Raw genomic sequence first — 25532 nt, 5'->3', positions numbered from 1 at the left:
GAATGGGAAGCCGTGACAGAAATGTTGAGACCGTGCTGCAAGCCGATATCTCTGCCCCCCTCAGACGCCGCGTCGGGCTTCATCGGGCGATCCGTCTGCTCGTCGGTCTCGTGATCATCTATGTCGCCGTCGCCTTCCTGATTCTGCCCCTCGTCTGGCGCCGCCACGAAGAGCGCCATCCCGCGCTGGCCGACGCCGCGACCGTGACCCATACCAAAAGCGGCCTCCCCGGCGATCCGTTGAACGTCGCCCTCGTTGGATCGGACGAACAACTGCATCGGGGAATGCTCGCGGCCGGCTGGTATCCCGCCGATCCCATCACTATCGAAAGTTCACTGCGCATCGCCGTAGGCGTGGTTTTCAAACGGCCCTTCGACGAGGCCCCGGTCAGCCCGCTGTTTCTCTTCGGCCGAAAGCAGGACCTCGCCTTCGAAAAGCCTGTCGGCGACAACCCGCGCGAGCGGCACCACGTGCGGTTCTGGCGGTCTGACAAACTCGACGACCAGGGGCGGCCGCTGTGGTGGGGGGCCGCCACTTTTGATACCCACGTCGGGTTCAGCCATCTGACCGGGCAGATTACCCACCACATTTCGCCCAACGTCGATGCCGATCGAGACCTTTTGATGGACGACCTCCGGAGGGCGGGCGTCCTTACTACCGTGAGTTGGATCGAATCGTTTCAAAGGCAAAAAGAGGGTCGAAATGGCGAAGGCGACCCCTGGCAGAGTGACGGGCGCCTGGCGATCGGTTACATTACTTTACTGGTAAAGGAGCACTCGCCCTCCCCTGTCCCGTGAGGCCCCGGCCTCCTCATCGCGTTGCTGTTGAATTGCCGCATCAAAATGAAAGGAGTGAGTGCGATGTGTACCACACCCCGATTGACGTTTCTCGTTTTCTTCTCACTCAACACGATAATGCTCGTCGCCGTCTCGACCGCCTCGGCTCAGACCGGTGACACCGGCGCGCCGGCGGCGGACGCCCCGGACCGCTCCGAGCCGACTTGGCCGCGCGTCTTCGAAAAGCACCGCGACAAGGTCATTCTCTATCAGCCCCAGATCGACCAATGGGACAACTACGCGAAGATCTGCTTCCGCATGGCCATGGCGGTTGAGCATCACAAAAAGGAGCCTGTCTACGGAGTTCTGGAAGTCAAGGGCGACACCTTCGTCGATCACGACCGCAACGTCGTCATGATCACGAATCTGCAAACCAATGTCCGCTTTCCGCCGGCCTCCGCCTCACAGACCGAATCCCTCAAGAAGATCGCCCATGAGGTGCTGCCGAAAAAAGACTACCTCGAAGTGTCGCTGGACCGCGTCCTTGCCTGCTTGCACGACGCGCCAAACAAACCGCCCGCCGTCAACGTCAACCTCGATCCGCCCAAGATTCTCTACAGCGATCAGCCCGCCATACTCGTGATCTTCATGGGGGCGCCCCAGTTCCGCCCTATCAAGGGTACGCGGCTCATGGCCGCCGTGAATACCAATTGGCCGGTGTTCCTTAACGAAAAGGACTCCCAATACTACCTCCAGAACAGTGATTCGTGGCTGACCGCCCCTGATGCCGCCAAGGGTCCCTGGGCCGCCGCGCAGGGCCTGCCCTCGGAATTCAATAACCTGCCCACCGATCCCGTATGGGACAGCGTCCGCAAGAACATCCCCGGCAAGCAATCGCCATCCCCGCGCGTATTCGCCAGTATCGAACCCGCGGAACTCATCGTGACCCAGGGCGAGCCGGCCTACACGCCCATCGCCGGCACTGCTCTGATGTACGTGAGCAACCCGACCATGCCGCTGTTTCTCGAAACCAACAGCGACAAGACCTACTTCATGGTCGCGGGGCGCTGGTTCAGCGCCGACTCCCTGATGGGCCCGTGGTCGGCCGCCACGACCAGCCTGCCGCCGGATTTCGCAAAAATCCCGCTAGACAGCCCCGTTGCGGATGTCCTCGCAAACGTTCCCGGCACCTCTCAAGCCCGCGACGCGACGCTACTGGCCTCCGTCCCACACTTGGCCACGATCAAGCGCAGCGAAGCGAAGGTGAAGGTCGAATACGACGGCCCGCCCAAGTTCAAACCCATTGACGGCACGTCGATGTCCTATGCCGTCAATTCGCCGTACGAAGTCATAGGCCTTGATCAAAAATACTATTGCTGCAGTCAGGGCGTCTGGTTTATGGCGCCGTCGGCGACCGGTCCATGGACCGTCTGCGCGTCCGTGCCGCCGCAGATCTACACCATTCCGTCTTCGAGTCCGGTTTACAACGTCACCTACGTCAAGGTATACGACTCGACGCCGGACACGGTGCAAGTCGGCTACACCAGCGGCTATTCGGGAGAGTACGTCGCGGCCACGGGGACGCTGATGTTCGGCGCGGGCATGTTGACCGGCGCGCTCTTGGCCGGCTCAAGCAACTCATACTACGCGTGTACGCCCGCGTACTATTCCTACGGATGCGCCGCCGCGTATCACTACGGCTACGGCGGCTACTATCGCAGTTGCGGCTACTACGGTCCCTACGGCGGCGCCGCGCACTACGCGGGTTACAACTCCGTCACCGGCGCCTTCTCCCGCGGCGCTTACCACTACGGACCGTACGGCGCGGGCGAGGTCCACCAGGCCTACAACCCCTACACTGGCGTCTCGCGCGCCCACGCCAGCGCGACCAACGGCTACCAGTCGTGGGGCCACAGCGTCGCGACCAAGGGGGATCAATGGGCCGCGGGCGGCCACGTCTCCGGAGAAGCCGGTCGCGCCGGCTGGGCCGAGACTTCGGGCGGCAAGTCGATGTGGGGCGTCCAGGGCAACCAGGGCGGCGCCGTCGTGAAAGGGCCGCAGAACAACGTCTATGCGGGTAAGGACGGAAATGTGTACAAGCGTGAGGGTACGGGCGACTGGCAGCACTACGGCGGGGGCGGGGGCGGCGGCTGGCAAAACGCCGAACGGTCCCAAGGCTGGCAGAATCACGGCTATCAGCAGCAGATGCACAACGACTGGTCATCGCGCAATTATGGCGACAGCCTCTCAAGTCGTTTTAGCGGGTTTCATGGCGGAGGCGGATTTGGCGGCGGAGGCTTTGGAGGCGGTGGATTTAACAGAGGCGGATTCGGCGGATTTCGCGGCGGTGGCGGCGGGTTCCACGGTTTCCGCAGGTAGGCGCTCTTCCCTCGCGTTTGCGCCAAATGCAAATAGGGAGTTCAGGTCGAACCAGCGGCAAACGCGAAATCGCTTCTTGGAGGGAGTCGTGCTCATTGATGCGTGAGTCCTCGCTTCGTCCATCGCACGCAACCAAGCTCGTCCAGGAAGGACTGCGCCGCTACTCAGTCTCCCACTTCCTAGTGGCGCTGTCGGTGCTTATCATTTCGTACCTATTTATTGATTCGCTGCCGTACGGCCAACTCATCGAAACGGCGTTGATCACCCTGGTCTTGCTGTCCGCCGTGGCGGCGATCGGAGGCCGACGACGAACGCTTATTCTCGCGTCCGCCCTTGTTCTTCCGGCCTTGTTGGCTCGGTGGTACGACCATTTCGATCCGGAGCCGCAACCCCATGGATTCACGCTTATTTCCGGATTGGTCTGCCTTGCATTCGTTTGCTTTCAACTACTGCGCTATATCCTCCGCGCCCCCAGGGTCGATTCTCAAGTGCTCTGCGCAGGCATCGCCACTTTCCTGCTCATCGCCCTTGTCTGGTCGTCGGCGTACTCCCTGGTCGCTCGATGGGTGCCCGGCTCCTTCGTGTTCACCGCCGGAAACGGTTCCAACCGCGTGATGGCGCACTTCGAAGCAGTCTACTTCAGTTTTGCGACGCTCACCGGCGGATGCGGCGATATCGTCCCGGGGTCCAGGGTGGCCCAGTGGCTGGTCATGATCGAATCGACTACGGGAATGTTGTATGTTACTTTGTTGATCGCACGCTTGGTTGGACTGTACACTACCGAAAAGCCGGGTCCCAAACCGGGCGCGTGATTGGTCCTTTTTCAATGTGAGGGTCTTATGATGTTAAAGTACTTTGCATCCACACCTCTGCTGCTGGCAGCGATGCTTGCCTCGGGCTGCAACCCGGTCACTTCCGCCGTCAAAATCGGCATCCACGTAGTCGGTAAGGTGGTCGACGACGCAGAAGCCGACAAGCTCGGCGAACAACTCCTGGGCAGGAACGCGGCAAAGGCCGACGAGGTCCTCGGCCAGCCGATTGACGTCTTCGCGGATGTGAACAGCTCCCGACAGTGGCGCGCTTATCCCGTCCCCATGGATGTCCTGAATAGCCAGCGTTATGTTGTCGAAGTCGCCGACGACCGCATCGTCCTCATCGAAAAAGTCAAGATGGACTCCGGCAAGGTCGATATCGCCTTGGCCCTGATCTATCACGAAAAACTCAAAGGAAAATCTGCCGCCGAATGTGAAGCCGACCTCAAGATGGGCGATCCCCTCATGGGACTGCGCAGCCAATCGACGGGACAGCTCGTTCAGCTCTACGACGCCCGGCTGATCAAGGAGCTTCCGAGCCCCCACTACTGCGTCGTCCACTACGACACCGGTGGCCTTTGCGACAAGGTCAAGTTCGCCGAGGTCGGCGGCAAGGCGGAGCAGTAAGACTTTTTCCCCCACGTGATTCCGCTTCAATAGCAAGTGATCAGGAATATGAAAGGTCGACCGATGTACAGCATCAAAAATCGATGTATTCTCAATCTCTCGGCGTTGCTCCTCACTGCGATATCGGGGGCCGGCTGCAGCGAGATGTCCCCGTCACAAACGGTGGCATCCACTCACGGCGACGTCTACTACCTCGACGGCGCCGGCGGCGGCGGCGTCATCAGCAACTGGGGTCGCGGCGTGAAGGCCGGCCTGGAGATGGCAAAGTTCGACGGCCAGTTTGTCGAGCCGAAATGGGAGACCGGCATGGGCGTCTTCGCCGATCAGGTCGCCAGCAACGAATACAAGCGGCAAAAGGCCGGTGAAGTCGCCGTCATGATCCGCGAAGCCCGCCGATCCTATCCCGACGCTCCGATTACGCTCATGGGTCTTTCCGCCGGGACCGCCGTCGCCGTCTATACGTTGGAGGCCCTCCCCGCCGACTGCCGCGTGGACAACGTCGTACTTCTGGGGGCATCCATCGGTGACGACTATGACCTGACCAATGCACTGCAGCATGTGTCCGGCCGACTGTACGTCTTCACCTCGGACAACGATGCCGTCCTGAACTTCGCCGTCCCCATGGCCGGGACCGCCGACCGCGAAGCCGGTGAAATTCCCTCGGCCGGTCTGCACGGCTTCGTCGTCCCGCCGGGCGCCTCGCAGTCGACGCGCCGCCTTTACTCAAAGATCACCAATATCGCTTGGCGAGCCTCCTTTGAAGCGGAAGGCGATTGGGGCGGTCACACCGACACCACACAGCCGCGCTTCGTCCGCGATCACATCGCGCCCATCGTGCTCCAGGAAGGCCCGCAGAACGTGCATCCGAATTGGCGACGGAGCAGTTAATGGGCAACGGTCCCGCGGATTGGGAAGTGTCCCGCCGGCCCTACGGCTGCGTCAGCAGGCAGGTTACAAACGGATCAACGTCATCGAAATCGAGCATTCCATCCGGCACGATCTCCTGGTCGCCCGAGCAGACATCCGTCCAATCCGCGCCGCCCAATAGCACCAGACTGGTAAAGGCCTGCACGTCGCCGCCGTTGGGAAGGCCGTCGTGGTTCAGATCGCACGCCAGCGGCGTAGATGTCAGTTCGACCGCCACGAACTTGCCCGCGTCGACGACATCGAGGTTGAGCCATCCGACGTTCTCGCCCCACACGTACCCGGTCAGCCTCGCCAGCGGCATCCCCGGCGGGCTGGCGCAGATGATCCGCGCCGGTTGTGCCGGCGTCGCCAGCGCGCCGCCGTCGAAATTGATCCACCCGACGTTCTCGCCCCACGCGTACCCGTGCAGGTCGCCGTCCGGATCAATGTTCACGCCGAAGTCGGTCCCGTCGACATTGGCATAGAAAGGCGGCGTGGTCGGCGTCCCGTCGCCGACGTTGATCCAGCCAATGTTCTCGCCCCAGGTGAAGCCGGAGAGGATGAGGCCGCCAACGTTGACGCCCTGGAGCGATCCATTTGCGTCGCGCCAGTTCGTCCAGCCGATGTTCTCGCCCCAGCCGTACTTATCGGGGACAGAGTTGTCGATGTTTGACTGCGCGAGCGCCAGCCCGCCGGCCAAGCCGAGGACCGCCACGCTCAATTGTACTGTGCGATTCATGATCGGACCCTCCCTTAAGAGAATACGCGTAATTCTGCATCTTCCCGTCTCAAACAATTCATTCGAACCCGACCCTCGTGGTGCCGTTGGCTAGGGTTGGCAAATCCCGCCGGAACATATTCCGCTCACGCAATCGCTGCCGGCCAGACATCCCTGGCCCGCCCCGCACGGCGGACACGTTCCGCCTCCGCAATCCACGCCCGTCTCGCTGCCATTTTGAATCCCATCCACGCAAGTCGGCGCTTGATCGGAAAAATTCGCCCACGCCACGCTGCTCGTGAATCCGGCTCCCGGTAAGGTCAGGATCTGTGCATAATCGTTGCCTGCCGCAATGTCATACGCCTGCACCGTGCTGCTTCTCACGCTGTTGCGCACGATCACATTGCCCGCCGCGGCCACGCGAATTCCTCGGCTGTCGCTGTTCGACACATGATTCCCGTCGATGCGATTGCCGCTGCCGTTCACATGGATGCCCGCGTTGGTCCCACCGGTCCCGTTTAGCGTGACGATGCACCCCTCCACCAGCGTGTGATTGGTGACGTCGATCCCATGCGCAGAATTCCCTCGCGCCACGCACTTCGCCACCACGCTCCCCTCCGAGGCGATGATTCCTGAACCGGTATTGGACGTTGCCACGCACCGATCCAGCAGCGTTCCCGCGGTTGTGGAGATTCCCGCGCCGGTATTCAGGTGACCGGTGCATTCCACAATCATCCCGTTCCCGCCGAGTTTAATTCCGATACCCCCGTTTTGATACGACTTCAAGCGCTCCAGCCCGGCGACCGTCGCCGTCGCGGCGTCGATCCCGTCTCCGCCCCAACCTCTGACGGTGCCATTGGCCACCGAGATGTTGGTCCGATTGCCGGAAACCAGAATACCATCCAACGAACCGGCCACTCCCACGATCTCAAAACCCATGAGGTCCAGCGTCACGCCGCTTGCCGCGAACTTTATGCCGTTCTTCGCACTCACCCCGGTGATGTTACCGGTCAGGTAATACGACCCCGGTTGCGTGATCCGGTAGATGCTGTTGGTGTCGGCCGGCGTGTTTGTCGCATTGACGGCAATCCGCGGCTCGACCTCCGTCAACGTTTTGTGCGTCGGCGCGACCGCGCCGGCCGGCGGGTTCAGGTCGCCCGCGAGGGCGCCGCCGCTGATAGCCGCCACAATGAGTGCAGCCAAGATTTGTGTTTTCCGCTCCATAAATACTTCCCCTCTCCCTTTCCTGTTGATGCATGCTTCAATACGTAAAGTTCGCGTTCGGATGGGTGGTCGCCGTGCTGTCCACCGCGGTATTCCCCGCCACCGCCGGGCTGGCCGGCGCCGTCCGATCGACGATCGGACCGAAGACGTTGTTGGCGACAAACTCCCAATTGTTCGTCGTGTTTCCCGTGCAGGTATTCCGCACGATGATGTTGCCGGCGCCATCCACGTCGATGCCCTTGTCCGCGTTGCTGCAGAAGTTCCCTTCGATCCGGCTGTCCGAGCCGGTGGCCTGAATGCCCGCGGCGACGCTGCTCGCGCCATTGCCGTCGCAGGTGTTGCCCACGACGTGGCAACGGTCCGAAACCTCGATGCCATCCTGTCCGTTTTGAGTTGCGCTGCAATCGGTAATAGTGCCGCCGTCCTGCGCCTCGATGCCGTCGAGGGTGTTGCCGGCGGCGGTGCATTGCCGCACCGCGCCGTAGTCATCCACCTGGACGCCGTTGCCCCCGTTGCCCGTGCATACGCACCGCTCGACCGTGAGCCGATCGGCGAAAAACGGCGTAATCCCGTTGCCCGTGTTGTTGTTGGAGACGCAGTCGCGCACGATGCACGAGCGGTCGGTGCGAATGCCATCACCGCTGTTGCTTTCAGAGATGCAGTGCTCCACGATGGAATTGCCCCCGACCATGATGCCCGCGGTGGAGCCGACGCCCCGCACCGTGCACCCCCGCACCAGCGCGTTCGCGCCGCACAGGATGCCGATCGTGCTGCCGGTCACATGTACGTTCTCGACGACGCTCGATGTCGCGGCCAGGGCGCGGATGGCGTAATTGCCGCCGTGGATGCGGCCGTTGCGAATCGTGATTGGCGTGACGTTTCCGCCGCCTTCCGCGACGAATACCCCGGGCAGCGACGCGCCGGTTCCAATGATCTGAAACCCTGCCAAGTCGATCGAGACCGCACCGGGCGCGACGACTTCCACTTCAATGCACGACTTCGCCGCCACGCCAGCAATATTCCCCGTCAGGTAGTACGAGCCGGCCTGCGTGATCCTGAACACGCTGTCGGCATCGCCCGGAGTATTCGTCGCATTGATCGCGACCCGCGGTTCGACGTCCGTCAGCGTCTTATGCGTCGGCGCGACCAGCCCGGCCGGCGGGTTGAGGTTGCCAGCGACGGCAATAACGCCCCCTGCGGCGAGTCCGATGAGTAGAACCAGCTTGAACATCCCTGACTTTCGCTGCATGGATACTTCCTTCCTCCCACTGATCTGCTGTCCTCAATACGTAAAATTCGCGTTAGGGTCGGTCGACCCAAGACTGCCTGCGTAAGTGTTGCCGCCAATGGCGGCCCCGTTGGTCGTGGCCGCCACAATGGGCGCGACGGCGTTCCCGATGGCGACGTCCCAATTCGTTGTGTTCCCCGAACAGGTGTTCTTGATGATGAGGTTGCCGGCGAAGTCCACGTCGATACCGCGGTCGGCATCGGTGCAGTTGTTGCCTTCGATGCGGTTGTCGCCGTCGGTGCCGAAGGCGTGGATGCCCGCGCCGTCGCCGCCACTGCCGTTGGATGAGCAGGTGTTGCCGCGGATCACGCAAGCGGATCCGCACACGATGCCGTCGAGAGTATTTGCCCGGGCGATACAGTCGGCGACCGTGCAGCCGGAGGAGGTGGTAATGCCGCTGGCGGTATTGAGGAACACCGAGCAGTTCGACACCGTACAGCCGCCGTTGGTGCTGATGCCGTTGCCGGTGTTGGTGTATGCCGAGCAGTTCGAAACCGTGCAGCCGTTACCGGTGATAAAGCCATGGCCGGTGTTGAGGTACGCCGAGCAGTTGGTGACCGTGCAGACGCTGCCGGCGCTGATGCCATTGCCGGCGTTGCCGCTGGCGAGCACGTCGGCCACGCGGGAGTTGCTCGCCAGAAAGATATCGATGCCAGTATGACCCCAATTGCGAACTGAGCCGTTGACCACCGCGACGTTTGTCAGGCCGACCACGGTAACGCTCACTCCGTCGAAGGGCCCCATCCCGGCGACGCCCACGAGGTCAAAGCCGTTGAGGTCGAGAGTGACGCCGCCGGCGGCGATCTCGATGCCGTGCTTGCCGGCGACGCCGGTGATGTTGCCGGTGAGGTAATACGAGCCGCGCTGGGAAATATTGAAGAGGCTGTCGGCATCGCCGGGCGTGTTGGTCGCATTGATCGCGATCCGCGGCTCGACTTCCGCCAACGTCTTCATCGTCGGCGCGACCGGCCCAACGGGCGGATTGAGATCGCCTGCATGGGCAATCCACAACCCCGTCGCGATGGTCAAAACACAAACGGCCGCCATTGGGAAACGCTTCATTTCTCGCTCCTCACAATGCGAAAGGACCGCCCAGGGATGCGGCGAACGCCGCTCCCCTCAACTCCACCATCCTACACTATTTCCGCCCGCAAAATCAACGCTTTTGACCGCCCTTTGGAGCTTCTATAGAGTATCTGAAGGCCTCCGCGCATCTTCTGCCGATCCTACTCAGCCACACACCACTACCAGCAATCCTTCAATCCTTCGTGCCGCCGTGCGTTTGCGCCTTTCTTCTCCACGTCTGCGCATTCTGCGCCATCTGCGGATTCGCCTCTTCGTTTCGCCCATTCAACGTTTCTGCCGATATCTCCGACGAAGCCATGACTCAAGACGATCGTGCAGTTCCACCCGCTGAAATTGTCAACGCCGACCTCGACGTCCAGCAACAACTCGCCGGCCTGGAGCGCCAGTTCGCCGACCTTCGCGAACAAGTGACGCAGCTCCAGCGCCTCGCGTCTCTCGGCACGCTCTCGGCCATCCTCGCGCACGAGTTCAACAATATGCTCGCCCCAGTCGTCAGCTACTCTCAATACGCACTCCAGCGCGACGACCCGCAACTCGCGCGCACGGCCCTCGAAAAAACATTGGCCGCCGCGCAGCGCCTCGCCGAACTCTGCCCCAAGATCCTCAGCATGGCGACCGACGCCGCCTCGTCTCCCTTGATCCCTCAATCCCTTAATCCCTTAATCCCTTCCCCGTATAACCCCTTAATCCCCGTCATCAACGACGCCGTTTCCTGCCTCGCCCGCGACCTCGCCAAGGACGACATCACCCTGACCGTCAATGTTCCGCCCGAAACGCAAGCCTGCTTCCACGCGCCGACGCTCCGCCAGGTCCTCTTCAACCTCCTCCTCAACGCCCGCCAGGCCATGCTCGGCCGCCCCGGTCGCCTTTCGATCTCCGCACAACGCGCCGGCGACACCGTTGAACTCACCGTTGCCGACACCGGCCCAGGCATCAAGCCCGCCGATCTCGACAAAATCTTCGAGCCCTTCTTCTCCACCAAGCGCCACGAGGCCGAACTCGACCGCGGCGGCGTCGGACTCGGCCTCTTCGTCTGCAAGCAGCTCATGACTGACCTCGGCGGCACCATTAGCGTCGCCTCCCGGCCCGGCCAGGGCGCGACCTTCACCCTGACCCTTCCCGTCTCGTAGGGCGGGCTCAGCCCGCCGTTTCTGGTTTGGGGATTTGGCGCTTTCCCTTATACTGATTCCGCCAGTCCAAGCTGAAAGAAGCAACCTAGGTTCGAGCCTCGCCATGACGCCACAGGCTGTCGAAAACACTGCAACTGCGCATTCCCTCGCCGCTCCCTATAACGAGGCGTATGAATCCGGCACGACCGCGCGGTCGCACTACCGCATCCTTCAGGACCGCTTAACAGAACTCGGCGCCGAGGAAATCCAGCGCCGCCAGCAGGCCGCCGACCTCTCCTTCCTCCAGCAGGGCATCACCTTCACCGTTTACGGCGAAACCAGCGGCACCGAGCGCATCTTCCCCTACGACGTCCTGCCGCGGATCGTGACCGCCGCCGAGTGGGATGTTCTTGAGCGCGGCATGGCCCAGCGGATTACGGCGCTGAATCTCTTCCTTCACGACCTCTACCACGACGCGAAGATCGTCGCCGACGGCATCATCCCCGCCGAACTCGTCTATAGCTGCAAGCACTACCGCCGCGAGATGCGCGGCATCGACCCGCCACGCAGAGCGTACCTGACCGTCGTCGGCACCGACCTTGTTCGGACGCCCGACGGTCGTTTCGCCGTGTTGGAAGACAACCTCCGCGTGCCCAGCGGCGTGTCTTACATGCTCTCCAACCGCCAGGTGATGAAGCGCGTCTTCCCCAACATTTTCCGCGACTACGACGTCCGCCCCATCGATCATTACGGCCAGGAGTTGCTCGCCTGCCTCCGCGAAGTCGCCCCCGTCTCGCAGGCCGGCGCTCGGATCGTCCTGCTGACGCCGGGCATCTACAACTCCGCCTACTTCGAGCACGCCTTCCTCGCCCGGCAGATGGGCATCCCCCTCGTGCAAGGCCAGGATCTCGTCGTCCACGACAATGTCGTTTACGAGCGCACCACCGCCGGTCTCCGCCGCGTGCATGTCATCTATCGCCGCATTGACGACGACTTCATCGACCCCATCGCCTTTCGCGAAGACTCCATGCTCGGCGTGCCAGGTCTGATGAACGCCTATCGCGCCGGCAACATCACGTTGGCCAACGCCCCCGGCACCGGCGTCGCCGACGACAAGGCCATGTACGCCTACGTCCCGGAGATCATTCGCTATTACCTGAAACAGGACCCCATCGTAGACAACGTCGAGACGTATTTGATGACGCGCCCCGCCGAGCGCGACCACACGCTGAAGAATCTGGACAAGCTCGTGGTCAAGGCTGTCGGCGAGTCCGGCGGCTACGGAATGTTGATCGGCCCGCACTCGACCAAGGCCCAGCAGGAAGAGTTCCGCGAAAAGATTATGGCCAATCCGCGCAACTACATCGCCCAGCCAACGCTCTCGCTCTCGGTCGCGCCCTGCTTCCTCGAGGGCAATATCGAGCCGCGGCATATAGACCTGCGCATCTACATCCTCTTCGGCGAGCGGGCGCGCATCATTCCCGGCGGTCTCACCAGAGTCGCGCTCCGCAAAGGATCGCTCGTCGTAAACTCCTCCCAAGGCGGGGGAAGCAAAGACACGTGGGTGCTCCATGATTAACAACAATAAGTGGGGCGGGCGTCCCTGCCCGCCTTTTTCAATTAAGCGGAGCCATTGCTGATGATGCTTTCGCGCGTAGCTGATTCGCTCTACTGGATGTCCCGCTACCTCGAGCGCGCCGAGCACATGGCCCGCGTCCTCGACGTGCAGCTTCACATCGCCCTCGACGTCGCCCCGCACACCGCCTCGCTCGGCTGGATCTGCCTGCTCAACAGCCTCCGCTTCGAAATGCCCGCCGAGATCAGCGCCGACGCCCGCGCCGTCACCAACGCCCTCGCCTTCGACCCTAACAGCCCCTGCTCCATCGTCTCCTGCATTTCGCAGGCCCGCGAGAACGCCCGCCAGATCCGCGAACAGATTCCCACCGAGATGTGGGAAGAGCTGAACAACCTATACCTGTCGATGCGCGACATGAACACCGATCGCCTCTGGGCCGCCGGTCCCCACGCCTTCTTCCGCGGCGTGCAACGCGGCGCGCAGCTCGTCGCCGGTCTCTCGGATTCGGCGCTCAACCATGGCGAAGGCTGGCAGTTCATCCGCCTCGGCCGCTACCTGGAGCGCGCCATCGTGCTCGCCTGGCTGCTCGACTCACATTTCGGCATGCGCGGCGCTGGTGACGATCGCGAGGCCACGCCCTCCGATTTCGTCGCCTGGGCTGGCCTCCTCCGCATGTGTTCGGCTTACGAAGCCTACTGCCGCGTGCACACCGTCGAATTGCAGCCGCGGCGCATCCTCGACTTCCTCCTGCTCAACGTCGAGTTTCCCCACGCGGTCCGCTTTTGCGCCCGCCAGATTGACAAGGCCATTACCGGCATCGCCGGTTGGACGGGCACGGCGCATATTGCCCCTGCCTGCCGTCTCGCCGGCCGCCTGAACGCCGACCTTGCCTACGGCACTATCGATGAAGTTTTGGCGGGCGACCTCGGAACGTATTTGAACACGGTTGTAAAAACCGGCGCCTCCGTCCACGACGCCGTCTACAACCAGTACATCAGCTATACCGTTGACTCGGTCTTGCAGGGAGAACTCGTAGAAGCCTGAACATCACTATGCTTTACAAAATCCACCACACCACCGCCTTCCGTTACGACCAGCCCATCCGCGAGAGCGTGATGGAAGTGCGGATGAAGCCGCGCTCGGAGGCCTCCCAGCGCTGTCACGAATTCAACTTGAAGACGTCGCCCGCCGCCCGCACCCATTCCTACACCGACTATCTCGGCAACGTCGTCCAGCACTTCGACATCCCCTCGGTCCATGACCATCTCGAAGTCACGGCCGTCGCCCTGGTGGAGACGTACGCCAACGGCGCATCCCCTCCGGCCGGGGAGGCGAGCGCATGGAACCAACTCGACGCCCTCGCCGGCAGCGCCGAGCATTGGGACTGGCTGCACCCCAGCTACTTCGCCAAACCGTCTGACCCGCTCAGCGCCTTCGCCGAACGCGCCGGCCTCCGCCGTGAATCCGACCCGCTCACCGTGCTTAACAAGACGCGAGAAGCCCTCCACGCCGCCATCCGCTACGACCGCGGCGCGACCCGCGTCGATTCACCCATTGACGAATGTCTGGAAAAAAAGAGCGGCGTCTGTCAGGACTTTGCCCACGTCTTCATCGCATTGGCCCGCGGACTGGGCATCCCCGCCCGCTATGTCAGTGGCTACCTTTTCCATCGCGAAGGCGATGCTGAGCCCGCCGCCGGCGCGGCTACCCACGCCTGGGCCGAGGCCTTCATTCCCGGCGTCGGCTGGATGGGCTTCGATCCTTCGAACAACTGCGCGGTAGGCGAACGCCATATCCGCGTCGCCATCGGCCGCGACTACAAGGACGTGCCCCCCAATCGGGGTGTCTTCAAGGGCATCGCCAATCAATCGCTCGACGTCCACGTCGACGTTGCCCGCGCATAAGGAGATTCGAAGCGTGAACGACTTCACCTGCCAGATCGTGAAAGAAGGCCCCGCTGCAATCCTCAAAGTTTCCGGTCACATCACCTACGCCGAAGTCGGCGAGTTCGAAGAGCAGGCGTTCAAGGCCGCCTCCGCCAAGCCCTCGGTCCTGGTTCTCGATATGAGCGACGTCTCCATGATGTCCAGCGCCGGCATCGGCGCCCTGCTTAAGCTTGACGTCAAGCTCCGCGCCCAGAAATGCCCCCTGCGCATTGCCGCCCCTCAGCCCACCATCGCCGACGTCTTCCGCCTCGCCCGCCTTGACGGCGTCTTTACCATCGTCCCCTCCGTCGCCGAAGCCCTTCACTGATCGCGACTCCCGGTGTCTTACGGTCCAAGAACCATATACCTGGGGCCCTTCTCTCCATCCGACGGGGCAGGGGCGATTCAACTTTGAACTCACATGGCCGCCGGACCGTTCCGATATTATGCTGTTGAGGTGCGCGAACTCGCAGCGGACCGCCGCGCGGTCCCCCGACCCTGCTTAATGGAGTAGGCAAGAACGTGAATCGCCGGTCCCGCACGATCAATCGGTTTGACCATGGCCGCTCGGTGGGCGCCGCGCACTGCCGGGGTGCGCGGGGTATCGTCGCCGGCAGCCTGACGCTCGTATTCTTGTCAGTGGGTTGTGCGCCTCAGAAAGAGGTCCGCGTCGCCGACTTTGAGCCCTATGTCGGCGGGCGGCCTGATCCGCTACGACCCTTGCAGCCTCCCCCGCCGCGCCCGGTGGCAAAGCGCCAGGCCGCGTCCACCGGCGACGCCGCGTGGATGCCGCGCGGCGGGATCACCAATCGCTGGGATTGCGTCGTCGTCCACCACTCAGGCAGCGACCGGTCAACGCCGCAAGGGATGCGCGAGTGGCACATGCGCGGGCGGGGCTGGGATGAGCTGGGCTACCATTTCGTGATCGGAAACGGCGGGGGCTACCCGGACGGTCAGGTCTTTGTCGGAAATCGCTGGGTCCGCCAGATGCATGGGGCGCACTGCAAGACGCCGGGCAATCATTACAACGAACACGGAATCGGAATATGCCTGATCGGGGACCTCGATGCCCACGGCCCCAGCCGCAAACAGGTCGCCGCGTTGGCCCGGCTCGCCTCATTCCTCACCCAGCAATGCGGGATTCCACAGTCGAAAATCCTCACCCACGGCGGCATAACTCACAAAACCGCCTGCCCCGGCCGCAACTTCTCCCTTGGCCCGGTCCTTCGGCAGATGTCGATCCGTTCGGCCGATGCCGCCGAGGCCCAGGAGGAGATGGAGCTGGCGGAATAGGCCCCGGGTCTGCCGCCCCAATCGTCAAAATCGTCTCCGATGGCACGACCTCCGGCCATGTCCCTGGGGGGGTACGCTGCCTGGCCGGGTCTTAGCCTAGAATTAACCGTACTTTGGACTTGAACGGGGCGGCTCGCTGGGGGAAACTATTGGTTGATGGATACAGGCGCAATGGCGGGGCAGCGTGAGGCCGACAGTGGTCGGTCCGTCCTTGATCGTCAACCGGGCGCCCCACGGGACCCGTCGGAGCGAGTGCGTGCTATCGAGTGATCCCGATGTTCGGCGCCAGCAGATCAAGCTGATCGTGGCGGTGGTGGTGTTTATCGCGGCCGGTGCGGTCGCGTGGATCACGATGGGCGGCGAGACGGTGGAGGACATCGCCGCCGATCGGGCGTTCATCTGTGGGGAGTGCGGTGCGGTCTTCGAGCACACGCTCCAGATCGGCGAGTACACGCCGCTGGAGTGCGACAAGTGCGGGAAGAAGGCGGCGTACCCGGCGGAGACGTGCTATTGGACGAAGGGACCCAACGACGAATGGAAAGCCAAGCTGGAGCCGACGTTCGTCTTGCTCAAGAAGCGGGTGGATCCGGAGTCGGACGAGAAGACGTTTTGTCCGGACTGCGGCCGCGAAGTGGTCGGCCATAACCCGCCGCCCCCGGAAGAGTTGATGGAGGCGGCGAGAAACGAGGCGGGCAAGTGAGGATGACCCCTATGCACGCGCGACGAATTCGAAATCGTAGGACTGGCGGGCGGGCGGCGTTCACGCTGATCGAACTGCTCGTCGTCATCTCCATTATCTCCCTGCTCATCTCGCTGTTGCTGCCCGCGCTGTCGGGCGCGCGGCGGAGCGGTCAGCGCGTGGCGTGCCTCGCGGCGACGAAGCCGCTGGCCCAGGCAAGCGCGGCGTACGGGGTGGACAATGAAGACTGGATCATTGGTGCGCCGGGCGGCTCGGGTGCCCAATTAGCGACAACAGGGGGGGGGCCGGCGGTCCAGCGTTGGGATTTCATGGGACCGATGGCCTCGATGCTGGGGATTTCGCTGGCCGAATCGGATGGGTCGTCACTCGCGATGGCGCAGCGATTCAACGACATCCGCACAAACCCGGCATTTCTTTGTCGGTCCAACAACTTCCTTTCAAATCATTTCTCCGGCCCCAACGCGGGGACGAATCGCATGGTTAGTTATAATACGGCGAGATATCAGCTGTTCATAAGAGCCGGCGACGGAGCGGAGGCAGGCTTTCCCGGTGATCAAGCGCCGGGCACATCCTGGTACAACAACACACACGAGGAAAGATTGCCGAGCGACTGGAAGCCAGTCGTGAGTCGGATCGGCGTTCCGGCCAACAAGATCTTCTGCGGAGACGGTTCGCGCTATTCGACTGCAAACTCCTCGGAAGGGATAACGCTGCCGGACTACGACCTGAGCCCGAACGCGAGTTGGGGTGGGGCCTTCTCCGACGTGGGCCCCTATAGCACTTTCACACGATCGTGGGACCGGGCACGGGCTCCCATGAACGGTTACCCCGGCAAAATCGATGGCCGATCCTTCGGCTTTCGTCATTCAACCTCTGCGAGTGTCGCGGTGGGGGCCAAGGCCGACGCCTACAAAGGGAACTTTGTCTTCCACGATGGTCACGCGGAGACGCTGGGCGACTTGCAGGCGGCCAATCCGCACTTGTGGCTGCCACAAGGGACGATGCTCGGCCCCGCAGCGCTATTTCCAGACGTGCGTGCCCATTGGAACATCACCGATACGTTTCGGATCGGGTCGTAACGCCGATTCTCAGAGGCGGCATTACGGGTATCCCAGCAGTCAGGCTGGCGGAGTCGTTAATTACCCTGACTTGACCCATTGCGGCCGGCTAAGGTATGATTTCGGGAGTAAAGGGGGTCTCATAGACGTTTGCCTGAGCCCCCTGCGAGACGAGCCTTCTTGTTCATAACTCTACCATCGTGATGGCCCCAGCTTGGCATGACCGGGTGCCCGGCAGCCGCGGAGATTCCGCGCCGCGTAGCGTCCGGCCCCCGTGCCGGACGCATAACGGATTGAGCGCCCGACGCACCGGGTATTCCTCGGCCGGCACGGGCGCCGGCCGCGACGGTTCGTCGCGGACGCCGTTCATCAGTCACAGGGGCGGGGGCCGCTACAAATGATTCGCGTAACTCTACCAGATGGGTCGGTTCGCGAGATGTCGCCGGGCTCCACGGCGGCGGATGTCGCCGCGGCGATCGGGCCGGGGCTGGCCAAGGCGGCGCTGGGGGCTAAGGCCGATTTCGGCGCTGGCGCGGTTACGCTCGATCTGGCGATGCCGCTTTCCGGCGACTGCCGGCTGTCCATATTGACGGACAAGGATGAGGCGTCGCTTACGATCCTGCGCCATAGCACGGCGCACGTGATGGCGGAGGCGATCTGCAAGCTCTTTCCCCAGACGAAGCTGGTGTACGGCCCGCCGGTCGAGGACGGGTATTACTACGACATCGACCTGGACAAGCGCCTGACGCCGGAAGACTTCCCGGCGATCGAGGCGGAGATGGCCAAGATCGTGCAGGAGGATCGGCCGTTCACGCGGTACGAGATGAGCCGCGACGAGGGGCTGGCCAAGGTCCGCCGCGAGGGCAACCCGTACAAGGTGGAGAACGCCGAGCGAGCCAAGGGCGACAAGCTGAGCTTCTACGTGACCGGTCCGGAGCCGGGCAAGTATTGGGAAGATTTGTGCATGGGGACGCACGTGCCGCGGACGGGGCGGATCGCGGCGTTCAAGGTGCTCAATGTGTCCGGGGCGTTCCTGCATGGCGATGCCTCGAAGCAGCAACTTCAGCGTGTGTACGGCACGGCGTTTCACAATAAGAAGGACCTGCAAGCGCATCTGACGCGGCTGGAAGAGGCGAAGAAACGCGATCATCGCAAGCTCGGGCACGAGCTGAACCTGTTCACGATTGACCCGATGGTCGGCAGCGGCATGGTCCTATGGAAGCCGAAGGGCGCGACAGTCCGCCTGTTGCTGGAAGAGCACCTCCGCGGCAAGCTCGTCGAGGCGGGATATCAGCCCGTGTTTACGCCGCACATCGGGCGGCTCGATCTGTATCGCACGAGCGGCCACTTTCCGTATTACCGCGACGCCCAGTTTCCGCCTTTGTACGAATCGGACTCTGCGCGAATCCTCAACGAGCTTTGGATTGCGGTCCACGAGGCGCCGGCGGGCCAGCCCTACCCGGCGGCGGTCGCGAGGCGACTTGAAGAACTGAAGACCATCGACGCCGCCCTGTGGAAGCGCCTGACGGGGGCCGACGCCAGCGGCGATGCGAAGCGGTTCGTGCCCGATGCCGCCCACACGGAGGACAACCTGCAACTCGTTCGCGAATTGCTGCACGAATCGGACGGCTTCCTGCTCAAACCGATGAACTGCCCGATGCACATCCGCATCTACGCGAGCGAGCAGCGGAGCTATCGCGACCTGCCAGTGCGGCTGGCGGAGTTCGGCACGGTCTATCGCTTCGAGCAGTCGGGCGAGGTGTCGGGAATGACGCGGGTCCGCGGGTTCACGCAGGACGATGCGCACATCTTCTGCACGCCGGAGCAGCTCCAGGAAGAATTGTCGAGCTGCCTGAGGTTGACGCGCTACGTGCTGGACACGCTGACGCTGAAGGACTATCGCGTGCGGATCGGGTTGCACGACCCGGCGGACCCGAAATTCATCAAGAACCCACAGGCCTGGGCCGAGGCCGAGGCGGCGGTCCGCGCGGCGGCGAAGTCCAGCGGCATGACCGCGACCGAGGAGGTCGGCGAGGCGGCGTTCTACGGGCCGAAGATCGACTTCATCGTGCAGGACTGCATCGGGCGGGAGTGGCAACTGGGGACGGTGCAGGCAGATTACAACATGCCGAAGCGTTTCGGGCTGGAGTACATCGGCCGGGACAATCGCCCGCACCAGCCGATCATGGTGCACCGCGCGCCGTTCGGGAGCATGGAGCGGTTCGTGGGCATCCTCATCGAGCATTTCGAGGGGGCGTTTCCAACGTGGCTCGCGCCGGTGCAGGTGGTAGTGGCGACGATCAGCGAGAAGAGCGCCGAGTTTGGGAAGAAGGTCTGCGAGACGCTCAAGGCGGCGGGACTGCGGGCGGAGCTGGATGACTCGGCGGAAAAGATCGGTCCGAAGAAGCACAAAGCGCGGCAGATGAAGCCTCCGTACATCGCGGTCGTTGGCGAGCAGGAGGCCGCGTCGAACAGTGTCAATGTGAACCCGCGCGACGGCGGCGCATCGGAAACGATGCCGCTGGAGCGATTTATCGAGAAGTTGTTGAAGGAGAACATCCCGGCCCATCGGGAAAATAGTGAATAGCGAATGGCGAATAGCGAAAAGGAGCCGGGGCAGCGTTGCTCTGGAATTCGCTATTCGCTATTCGCCATTCTTGATTCGAAAGGAAGGTGATTACCCATTACGAACTTACGATGCAATGAACAGATTCGCTTGTCCCCGATCCGTCTGATCGACGACACCGGCGGACAGCGCGGCGTGGTGCCGACGGACGAGGCGCTCAGGATGGCCCGCGAGGTCGGGTTGGACCTGGTCGAGGTCTCGCCCAACGAGCGGCCTCCCGTGTGCAAGATCATGGACTACGGGAAGCACAAATACCTGCAGTCCAAGAAGCTCAAGCAGAAGCACCACGAACAGAAGATGAAGGAAGTGCGCATCCGCCCCAAGACGGATCCGCACGATCGACAGATCAAGATGGAACACGCGCGGCAGTTCCTGGCGCACGGGGATCGCGTCCAGTTCACGATGATCTTCCGCGGCCGCGAGCGCTTTCACCAGGACCTGGGCAACGAGAGCTTCAACGAGATCATCACGGCCCTGGCGGACATCGCCAAGGTCGAGCGACCGGCGAAGATGCTGGGCAAGCGCATGACCATGATCCTGGTGCCGACGAAATTGCCGTCCGCCGGCAAGCCCAAGCCGAAGCCCGCCGCTGCGCCGGCGAAGAAGGGAGGCGCGGCGCCCGTCAAGAAGGATATTTCGGGGCCGGGCACGCCGGCTGAAACGCCCACGGCCACGCCGCTGACGCCGCCGCAGCCGGCGTGATGGATTGCCTTGCTTATCTTGCATTTGGCGGCGGTGGCGGTATGCTGCTCTGCTCGAAATCAGTTGACAGGAGTGATTACCCATGCCCGTTGACATCAAGCCCGGCAGCAAGGTGAGCATCAAAGTGACAAAAAGCCCCTCGAACGAGGCGGCGGCCAAGACGCTCTCGCGGATCTTCGCCAAGGACCCGATCAACAAGCGCGCCCGCGTGCGGAGGAAGAAGCTTCTGGCGGACGCGGTCGATCCGCGACGCCGCGGCGGCCGGCCGTGGGAGGTCCGCTCGAAGGCCCCGCGGCTCGTGCAGCCCAAGGCGGGCGACGCGTGCAGCATCCTGGCGACGAGCGACGTGATCCGCGACCTCGGCAGCGTCGCGCGGTTCGTCGAAGTGAAAGCCGGCAAGTAGGTCCGGCACTGACCACTGTCCACTAGCCACTGACCACTTTCATGCTACTGGCGACGGCTCCCGGTTACGGTCCCATCGGCGTGCTTATCCTGCTCGTCATGGTCATCGCCACGTCGATCATCCTCATCACACAATTACTGCCGAAGGCCAAACGGAGCGGTCCGCGCAAGGACGCAACGTACGAATCGGGCATGGAAGTCGTCGGCGACGCCCGGCGGCGATTCAACGTCCGTTTTTACATGGTGGCGATGCTGTTCCTGCTCTTCGACGTGGAGCTGGTCTTCATGTACCCGTGGGCGATACTCTTCTCCAAAGCCAGGACCGCCGCCGCCCCGGCCGAACTGACCTTCCTCTTCTACGAAATGGTCATCTTCTTCGCGATCCTGCTCGTGGGATACGTATATGCGTGGGGCAAGGGCGTGTTTCGGTACGATTAGCACCAGGCCCGTTCTATTTGCTACAATCCACCGAGAATGGCCAAACACGAATACGATCCGCACACCATGACCGGCGAGGATGTCCTCACCACTCGTTTGGACGCCCTCGTCAACTTCTTCCGCGAAAAGGGCGTCAACTGGGCGCGCAAGAACTCGCTCTGGCCGATGCCGTTTGCCACGGCCTGCTGCGGCATCGAGCTGATGGCCACGGGGGCCAGCCGCTACGACATCGCCCGCTTCGGGGCCGAGGTCATGCGCTTCAGCCCGCGCCAGTGCGACCTCCTCATCTGCGCCGGTCGCGTCGCGATCAAAATGATGCCCGTCCTGCAACGCATCTATCTCCAGATGACCGAGCCGAAGTGGGTGATCTCGATGGGGGCCTGCGCCTCGACCGGCGGCGTTTTCGATACGTACGCGGTCGTGCAGGGGATCGACCAATTCCTGCCGGTCGATGTGTATGTGCCCGGCTGCCCGCCGCGACCGGAGACGCTGATCGAGGGGATCATGGCGATCCAGCGCATTGTGGAACGGGACGGGATCAAAACGAGCTCCGAGCGCGGCCGTGGGCTCAAGCTGGTCGCCGAGCCGATGATTCAGGTGCGCGTGCCGGAAGTCGTGGAGGCGGGTGCGAAGTAGCCATGGCGAGCCCTCAGGAAATTGCGGCGATTCTCAATTCGCAATTCGGCGGACAGGTCTACGCGGCGCAACCACTGGTGATGCGCGGCGATCAGCCGGGCGATCAGATGTACGTACGCGTCGAGCCAGAGCGGTTGATCGAGGTGATGCGGCTGCTCCGCGAGGAAGCGCGGACGCGGTTTGAGCAACTCTGCGACCTGACATGCGTCGATTACCTGAACTTCCCTGAGGCGACTGATCGCTACGGCGTGATTTATTCGCTGCTGTCGCTCACGCACAATCATCGGCTGTGGGTGAAGTGTTTCGCGAACGACCCCAGGCCGGCGGTCCCGACGGTCACGTCGATCTGGCCGGGGGCGGAGTGGATGGAGCGCGAGGTCTTCGACATGTACGGCGTCGTGTTCGAGGGCCATCCGGACCTGCGCCGAATTCTCACTTGGGACGCGTTCGAGGCGTTTCCACTCCGCAAGGACTATCCCCTTCGCGGAAAGGGCGAGCGCGAGAATTATCCGGTCCTGCACCGGGACAGCGCATAGTGTGATTGGCGGGTGGAACCCGCCCTACGTGTTATGTCCACGACCTCCACGCTCGTCACCGCTGACCACTTCCGCTACATCGCTGAGCGAACAATTCAAGAGGATGATCTTCTTACGAGCCTGAAGCGTGAAGCCGCGGCGGCGGGGATTCCGGAGATTTCGATCTGTCCGGAGCAGGCCGCGTTCATGCAGATCCTGCTGCGGCTCAACAAGGCGAGAGAGGTCTTCGAAGTGGGCACGCTCGCCGGTTACTCGGCGATCAGCATGGCCAGGGCGCTTCCGACGGAGGGCCGCGTTCGGACGATCGAACTCGATCCAAAGCACGCGGACTTTGCCGATGCGTGGTTCAAGCGGTCGGATGTCGCCGAGCGCATCGAACTTCACCGCGGCGCGGGGATGGAGGTGCTCCCGCGCTTTGCGACCGATTCGGCGGATGCGGCGTTTCTCGATGCCGACAAGGCCAGCTACGGCGATTACTTGCGGGAGTGTCTGCGCATTGTCCGCCCCGGCGGGCTCATCATGGCGGATAACGCCTTTGCGTTCGGTCAACTGTTTGATGAACATCCGACCGACCGCGAGGCGCCGGCGGTCCGCGCGTTCAACGAGGTGATGGCCCGGGAAAACCGTTTGGTGAGCGTGATCGTGCCGCTGGGCGACGGGCTTTGGGTAGGCGTAAAGCGGTAAGCCGGCACCTTCCTCCGTCGATGTGCATATTGGTTCGCCACCGGTGCCGCGGGCCGTGATAATGCGCGGCGAGATGCCCCAGACGAAGAAATTGTCCGTCCAAACCAAGCCGCGAATTTCCGCGTGCATCGTCGCGCTGGTCGTTGTCGTTCTGGCGGCATATGCCAATAGCTTCTGGGGCGTCTTCCTCCTCGATGACACGCGGGCGATCGTCGAGAACCGGCGGATTCATCAACTGTGGCCGATCGGACCAATCCTTTCCGGCCCGCGACCGATCGTCGATCTGTCGCTGGCGGTCAATTACGCGATCAGCGGCGTGAAGCCATGGAGTTACCACGCGCTCAACCTCGTCATCCACGTACTCGCGGCGCTGATGCTATTCGGCGTGGTGCGGCGGACGCTGGGCCGAATTGACGCACACCGGCTGAGTGCCGGAGCCCTCCCCCTCGCTTTCGCCGCTGCCCTCGTATGGGCGGTCCATCCCCTGCACACGCAGGCTGTCACTTACGTCATTCAGCGCAGCGAATCCATGATGGGGCTGTTTTACCTGCTCACGCTTTACTGGTTTGCGCGCGGTGCGGAAACGAATTGGCGGAGATGGTTCGCCTTGAGTGTCATTGCCTGCGCGCTCGGGATGTGCAGCAAGGCCGTCATGGTCTCCGCGCCGGTCGTCGTGTTGCTTTACGATCGCGCGTTTTTCGCCGGCAATTGGCGCGACGTCTTTCGCCGCCGCTGGGGGGTGCACCTGGCGCTGGCAGCGACATGGTCAATTCTCGCAGTGACCGGGGTACTGCGCGGCATAGTTGAGACGTCGCCGGAAGCGCATGTGACCGTCGGGTTCGGTGTGACGCGATCGACGCCCGTCGAATATGCGCTGACCCAGGCGGGGGTAATCTTGCACTATCTGCGGCTGGCAATCTGGCCGCACCCGCTATGCCTCGACTACGCTTGGCCGATTACGAAGAAATTCGGGGACGCCGCGCTGCCGCTTGCGGGGATCGTCCTCCTCCTCGCCGCGACAATCTGGGCGTGGATTCGGCGGCCGGCGCTGGGCTTCCTTGGCGCGGCGTTCTTTCTGATCCTCGCGCCGACATCGAGCTTCGTGCCCATCCAGGACGCGGCCTTTGAACATCGCATGTATTTGCCGCTCGCTGCGATTGTTCTACTGTTCATGGTCGCTGTGGCGCATCGGTTCCTTCGATATGAGGGCGCGACAACCGCCCTACTTGTCGCCATCGCGATTGTTCTTGCCAGTGTTACACACCACCGCAACAAGCTATACGCCAGTTCTTTCAAGATGTGGACCGACGTGGTTTTCCAAAGACCGCTAAACGTCCGCGCCTACAACAATATGGGCAATGCACTCGTGGCCGACGGGAAACCTCGCGATGCAATACCGGTTTTTGAAACTGCGCTTCAAATCGGCGGGCCCAATGCAACGATCCACTTCTCCTACGGTGTCGCCCTGGCGGCGGTCTCGCGGACGGATGAGGCCATCGCCCAATATCGCGAAGCGCTACTGCTGTTTCCTGATTTTGCAAAGGCGCATAACAATCTCGGCCAGCTCATCGCCGGGCGGCGCGATTATGAAGAGGCGATGGAGCATTTTCAGGCCGCGCTGCGGATCGACTCTGATTATGCCGAGGCGCGCTACAACCTGGCCCTGGCGCTGAACGCTGTCGGGCGCCTCGGGGAATCCGTCGAGCATTATCGCCGCGCGTTGAATTTGAGGCCGAATGAGGCCGGATGGCACAACAACCTCGCCGCCGCACTGACGCAAATCGGCCAGTTCGACGAGGCGGTCAAAGAGTTCAATGCCGCGCTGCGACTGAATCCGAACTACTTCAACGCCCGCTACAACCTCGCCACCCTCCTGGAAAATCGCGGGCGACCGGCCGAGGCCGCGGGCCAGTATCTGGAAGCCCTGAAACTCCGCCCGGATCACAAGGATGCACGGCGGCGGCTGGACATCGTTCTTAAGAAGCTGGATGCGGCCTCTCAACCCTCGACGCGTCCTTTTTAGAAACTGTC

The 25532-nt window shown here is 62.6% G+C and carries 25 protein-coding genes; 21 read left to right on the top strand and 4 right to left on the bottom strand.

What is annotated here, in order from left to right; all coding sequences use genetic code 11:
• Positions 1-2: 2 nt before the first annotated feature.
• From VJZ71_12680 to VJZ71_12660, 5 genes are all read left to right on the top strand, one after another.
• Positions 3-797 (top strand): LssY C-terminal domain-containing protein, encoded by a 795-nt coding sequence (locus tag VJZ71_12680; GenBank protein ID HKQ48918.1) that lies wholly within the window; start codon positions 3-5, stop codon positions 795-797.
• A gap of 63 nt (positions 798-860) precedes the next feature.
• Positions 861-3155, top strand: coding sequence for a hypothetical protein (locus VJZ71_12675; GenBank protein ID HKQ48917.1), 2295 nt, complete (start codon positions 861-863; stop codon positions 3153-3155).
• Between the two features lie 98 nt (positions 3156-3253).
• A complete protein-coding gene (locus tag VJZ71_12670; protein ID HKQ48916.1) occupies positions 3254-3967 on the top strand; it encodes an ion channel in 714 nt (237 codons plus the stop codon).
• 27 nt (positions 3968-3994) lie between these two features.
• A complete protein-coding gene (locus tag VJZ71_12665; protein ID HKQ48915.1) occupies positions 3995-4594 on the top strand; it encodes a hypothetical protein in 600 nt (199 codons plus the stop codon).
• Positions 4595-4738: 144 nt separating this feature from the next.
• Entirely contained in the window at positions 4739-5482 is a 744-nt protein-coding gene (locus VJZ71_12660) for an alpha/beta hydrolase (GenBank protein ID HKQ48914.1), read from the top strand.
• 40 nt (positions 5483-5522) lie between these two features.
• Here the strand turns inward: VJZ71_12660 and VJZ71_12655 are convergent, their stop codons facing one another.
• The 4 genes from VJZ71_12655 to VJZ71_12640 all read right to left on the bottom strand — a co-directional run bounded on the left by VJZ71_12655 (position 5523) and on the right by VJZ71_12640 (position 9792).
• Positions 5523-6239 carry a hypothetical protein gene (locus VJZ71_12655; protein HKQ48913.1) on the bottom strand — a complete coding sequence of 239 codons (717 nt, stop codon included), beginning with the start codon at positions 6237-6239 and terminating at the stop codon, positions 5523-5525.
• Positions 6240-6329: 90 nt separating this feature from the next.
• Positions 6330-7421: a right-handed parallel beta-helix repeat-containing protein gene (locus VJZ71_12650; protein HKQ48912.1), complete on the bottom strand. Its 1092-nt coding sequence runs from the start codon at positions 7419-7421 to the stop codon at positions 6330-6332.
• A gap of 58 nt (positions 7422-7479) precedes the next feature.
• A complete protein-coding gene (locus VJZ71_12645; GenBank protein ID HKQ48911.1) occupies positions 7480-8691 on the bottom strand; it encodes a right-handed parallel beta-helix repeat-containing protein in 1212 nt (403 codons plus the stop codon).
• 33 nt (positions 8692-8724) lie between these two features.
• On the bottom strand, positions 8725-9792 hold the full coding sequence (locus VJZ71_12640) for a right-handed parallel beta-helix repeat-containing protein (protein ID HKQ48910.1): 1068 nt from the start codon (positions 9790-9792) through the stop codon (positions 8725-8727).
• 320 nt (positions 9793-10112) lie between these two features.
• Here VJZ71_12640 and VJZ71_12635 point away from each other — a divergent pair, with 320 nt between their 5' ends.
• The 16 genes from VJZ71_12635 to VJZ71_12560 all read left to right on the top strand — a co-directional run bounded on the left by VJZ71_12635 (position 10113) and on the right by VJZ71_12560 (position 25524).
• Positions 10113-10946 (top strand): HAMP domain-containing sensor histidine kinase, encoded by an 834-nt coding sequence (locus VJZ71_12635; protein ID HKQ48909.1) that lies wholly within the window; start codon positions 10113-10115, stop codon positions 10944-10946.
• A 103-nt stretch (positions 10947-11049) separates the two neighbouring features.
• Complete coding sequence (locus VJZ71_12630) at positions 11050-12504, top strand: circularly permuted type 2 ATP-grasp protein (GenBank protein HKQ48908.1); 1455 nt, start codon at positions 11050-11052, stop codon at positions 12502-12504.
• Between the two features lie 60 nt (positions 12505-12564).
• On the top strand, positions 12565-13545 hold the full coding sequence (locus VJZ71_12625; protein HKQ48907.1) for an alpha-E domain-containing protein: 981 nt from the start codon (positions 12565-12567) through the stop codon (positions 13543-13545).
• An 8-nt stretch (positions 13546-13553) separates the two neighbouring features.
• Positions 13554-14405, top strand: a complete 852-nt coding sequence (locus VJZ71_12620) for a transglutaminase family protein (protein ID HKQ48906.1) — start codon at positions 13554-13556, stop codon at positions 14403-14405.
• A 13-nt stretch (positions 14406-14418) separates the two neighbouring features.
• A complete protein-coding gene (locus VJZ71_12615; protein HKQ48905.1) occupies positions 14419-14754 on the top strand; it encodes an STAS domain-containing protein in 336 nt (111 codons plus the stop codon).
• A gap of 194 nt (positions 14755-14948) precedes the next feature.
• Positions 14949-15719, top strand: a complete 771-nt coding sequence (locus VJZ71_12610; protein HKQ48904.1) for a peptidoglycan recognition family protein — start codon at positions 14949-14951, stop codon at positions 15717-15719.
• Between the two features lie 256 nt (positions 15720-15975).
• Positions 15976-16419 (top strand): hypothetical protein, encoded by a 444-nt coding sequence (locus VJZ71_12605; protein HKQ48903.1) that lies wholly within the window; start codon positions 15976-15978, stop codon positions 16417-16419.
• An 11-nt stretch (positions 16420-16430) separates the two neighbouring features.
• Positions 16431-17498 carry a prepilin-type N-terminal cleavage/methylation domain-containing protein gene (locus VJZ71_12600; GenBank protein ID HKQ48902.1) on the top strand — a complete coding sequence of 356 codons (1068 nt, stop codon included), beginning with the start codon at positions 16431-16433 and terminating at the stop codon, positions 17496-17498.
• 376 nt (positions 17499-17874) lie between these two features.
• The gene (thrS, locus tag VJZ71_12595) at positions 17875-20064 is read left to right on the top strand and encodes a threonine--tRNA ligase (protein ID HKQ48901.1); all 2190 of its coding nucleotides are present in this window, start codon (positions 17875-17877) and stop codon (positions 20062-20064) included.
• A gap of 96 nt (positions 20065-20160) precedes the next feature.
• Positions 20161-20805 carry a translation initiation factor IF-3 gene (gene infC / locus VJZ71_12590; GenBank protein HKQ48900.1) on the top strand — a complete coding sequence of 215 codons (645 nt, stop codon included), beginning with the start codon at positions 20161-20163 and terminating at the stop codon, positions 20803-20805.
• An 82-nt stretch (positions 20806-20887) separates the two neighbouring features.
• Positions 20888-21208, top strand: a complete 321-nt coding sequence (locus VJZ71_12585) for a hypothetical protein (GenBank protein HKQ48899.1) — start codon at positions 20888-20890, stop codon at positions 21206-21208.
• 41 nt (positions 21209-21249) lie between these two features.
• Positions 21250-21645 carry an NADH-quinone oxidoreductase subunit A gene (locus VJZ71_12580; GenBank protein HKQ48898.1) on the top strand — a complete coding sequence of 132 codons (396 nt, stop codon included), beginning with the start codon at positions 21250-21252 and terminating at the stop codon, positions 21643-21645.
• A 36-nt stretch (positions 21646-21681) separates the two neighbouring features.
• A complete protein-coding gene (nuoB, locus tag VJZ71_12575) occupies positions 21682-22281 on the top strand; it encodes an NADH-quinone oxidoreductase subunit NuoB (GenBank protein HKQ48897.1) in 600 nt (199 codons plus the stop codon).
• Positions 22282-22283: 2 nt separating this feature from the next.
• Positions 22284-22817, top strand: coding sequence for an NADH-quinone oxidoreductase subunit C (locus VJZ71_12570; protein HKQ48896.1), 534 nt, complete (start codon positions 22284-22286; stop codon positions 22815-22817).
• Between the two features lie 33 nt (positions 22818-22850).
• Positions 22851-23501, top strand: coding sequence for an O-methyltransferase (locus tag VJZ71_12565; protein ID HKQ48895.1), 651 nt, complete (start codon positions 22851-22853; stop codon positions 23499-23501).
• A gap of 73 nt (positions 23502-23574) precedes the next feature.
• Positions 23575-25524: a tetratricopeptide repeat protein gene (locus tag VJZ71_12560; GenBank protein ID HKQ48894.1), complete on the top strand. Its 1950-nt coding sequence runs from the start codon at positions 23575-23577 to the stop codon at positions 25522-25524.
• The last annotated feature ends 8 nt before the right edge of the window (positions 25525-25532 follow it).

The organism is Phycisphaerae bacterium, assembly GCA_035275405.1.
Classification (GTDB): domain Bacteria; phylum Planctomycetota; class Phycisphaerae; order UBA1845; family UTPLA1; genus DATEMU01.
Note: the sequence above shows the minus strand (reverse complement) of the source record. Positions and strands in the feature narration are given on the sequence as shown.

What these genes read in the sequence shown, in the direction of transcription:
- VJZ71_12580 (HKQ48898.1), top strand. Translation starts at nt 21,250, where the DNA reads ATGCTACTGGCGACGGCTCCCGGTTACGGTCCCATCGGCGTGCTTATC.
- VJZ71_12655 (HKQ48913.1), bottom strand. Translation starts at nt 6,239, where the DNA reads ATGAATCGCACAGTACAATTGAGCGTGGCGGTCCTCGGCTTGGCCGGC.
- VJZ71_12665 (HKQ48915.1), top strand. Translation starts at nt 3,995, where the DNA reads ATGATGTTAAAGTACTTTGCATCCACACCTCTGCTGCTGGCAGCGATG.
- VJZ71_12565 (HKQ48895.1), top strand. Translation starts at nt 22,851, where the DNA reads ATGTCCACGACCTCCACGCTCGTCACCGCTGACCACTTCCGCTACATC.
- nuoB (HKQ48897.1), top strand. Translation starts at nt 21,682, where the DNA reads ATGGCCAAACACGAATACGATCCGCACACCATGACCGGCGAGGATGTC.
- VJZ71_12560 (HKQ48894.1), top strand. Translation starts at nt 23,575, where the DNA reads ATGCCCCAGACGAAGAAATTGTCCGTCCAAACCAAGCCGCGAATTTCC.
- VJZ71_12660 (HKQ48914.1), top strand. Translation starts at nt 4,739, where the DNA reads ATGTCCCCGTCACAAACGGTGGCATCCACTCACGGCGACGTCTACTAC.
- VJZ71_12675 (HKQ48917.1), top strand. Translation starts at nt 861, where the DNA reads ATGTGTACCACACCCCGATTGACGTTTCTCGTTTTCTTCTCACTCAAC.
- VJZ71_12570 (HKQ48896.1), top strand. Translation starts at nt 22,284, where the DNA reads ATGGCGAGCCCTCAGGAAATTGCGGCGATTCTCAATTCGCAATTCGGC.
- VJZ71_12600 (HKQ48902.1), top strand. Translation starts at nt 16,431, where the DNA reads ATGCACGCGCGACGAATTCGAAATCGTAGGACTGGCGGGCGGGCGGCG.
- VJZ71_12620 (HKQ48906.1), top strand. Translation starts at nt 13,554, where the DNA reads ATGCTTTACAAAATCCACCACACCACCGCCTTCCGTTACGACCAGCCC.
- VJZ71_12635 (HKQ48909.1), top strand. Translation starts at nt 10,113, where the DNA reads ATGACTCAAGACGATCGTGCAGTTCCACCCGCTGAAATTGTCAACGCC.
- VJZ71_12585 (HKQ48899.1), top strand. Translation starts at nt 20,888, where the DNA reads ATGCCCGTTGACATCAAGCCCGGCAGCAAGGTGAGCATCAAAGTGACA.
- thrS (HKQ48901.1), top strand. Translation starts at nt 17,875, where the DNA reads ATGATTCGCGTAACTCTACCAGATGGGTCGGTTCGCGAGATGTCGCCG.
- VJZ71_12680 (HKQ48918.1), top strand. Translation starts at nt 3, where the DNA reads ATGGGAAGCCGTGACAGAAATGTTGAGACCGTGCTGCAAGCCGATATC.
- VJZ71_12640 (HKQ48910.1), bottom strand. Translation starts at nt 9,792, where the DNA reads ATGAAGCGTTTCCCAATGGCGGCCGTTTGTGTTTTGACCATCGCGACG.
- VJZ71_12630 (HKQ48908.1), top strand. Translation starts at nt 11,050, where the DNA reads ATGACGCCACAGGCTGTCGAAAACACTGCAACTGCGCATTCCCTCGCC.
- VJZ71_12670 (HKQ48916.1), top strand. Translation starts at nt 3,254, where the DNA reads ATGCGTGAGTCCTCGCTTCGTCCATCGCACGCAACCAAGCTCGTCCAG.
- VJZ71_12625 (HKQ48907.1), top strand. Translation starts at nt 12,565, where the DNA reads ATGATGCTTTCGCGCGTAGCTGATTCGCTCTACTGGATGTCCCGCTAC.
- VJZ71_12645 (HKQ48911.1), bottom strand. Translation starts at nt 8,691, where the DNA reads ATGCAGCGAAAGTCAGGGATGTTCAAGCTGGTTCTACTCATCGGACTC.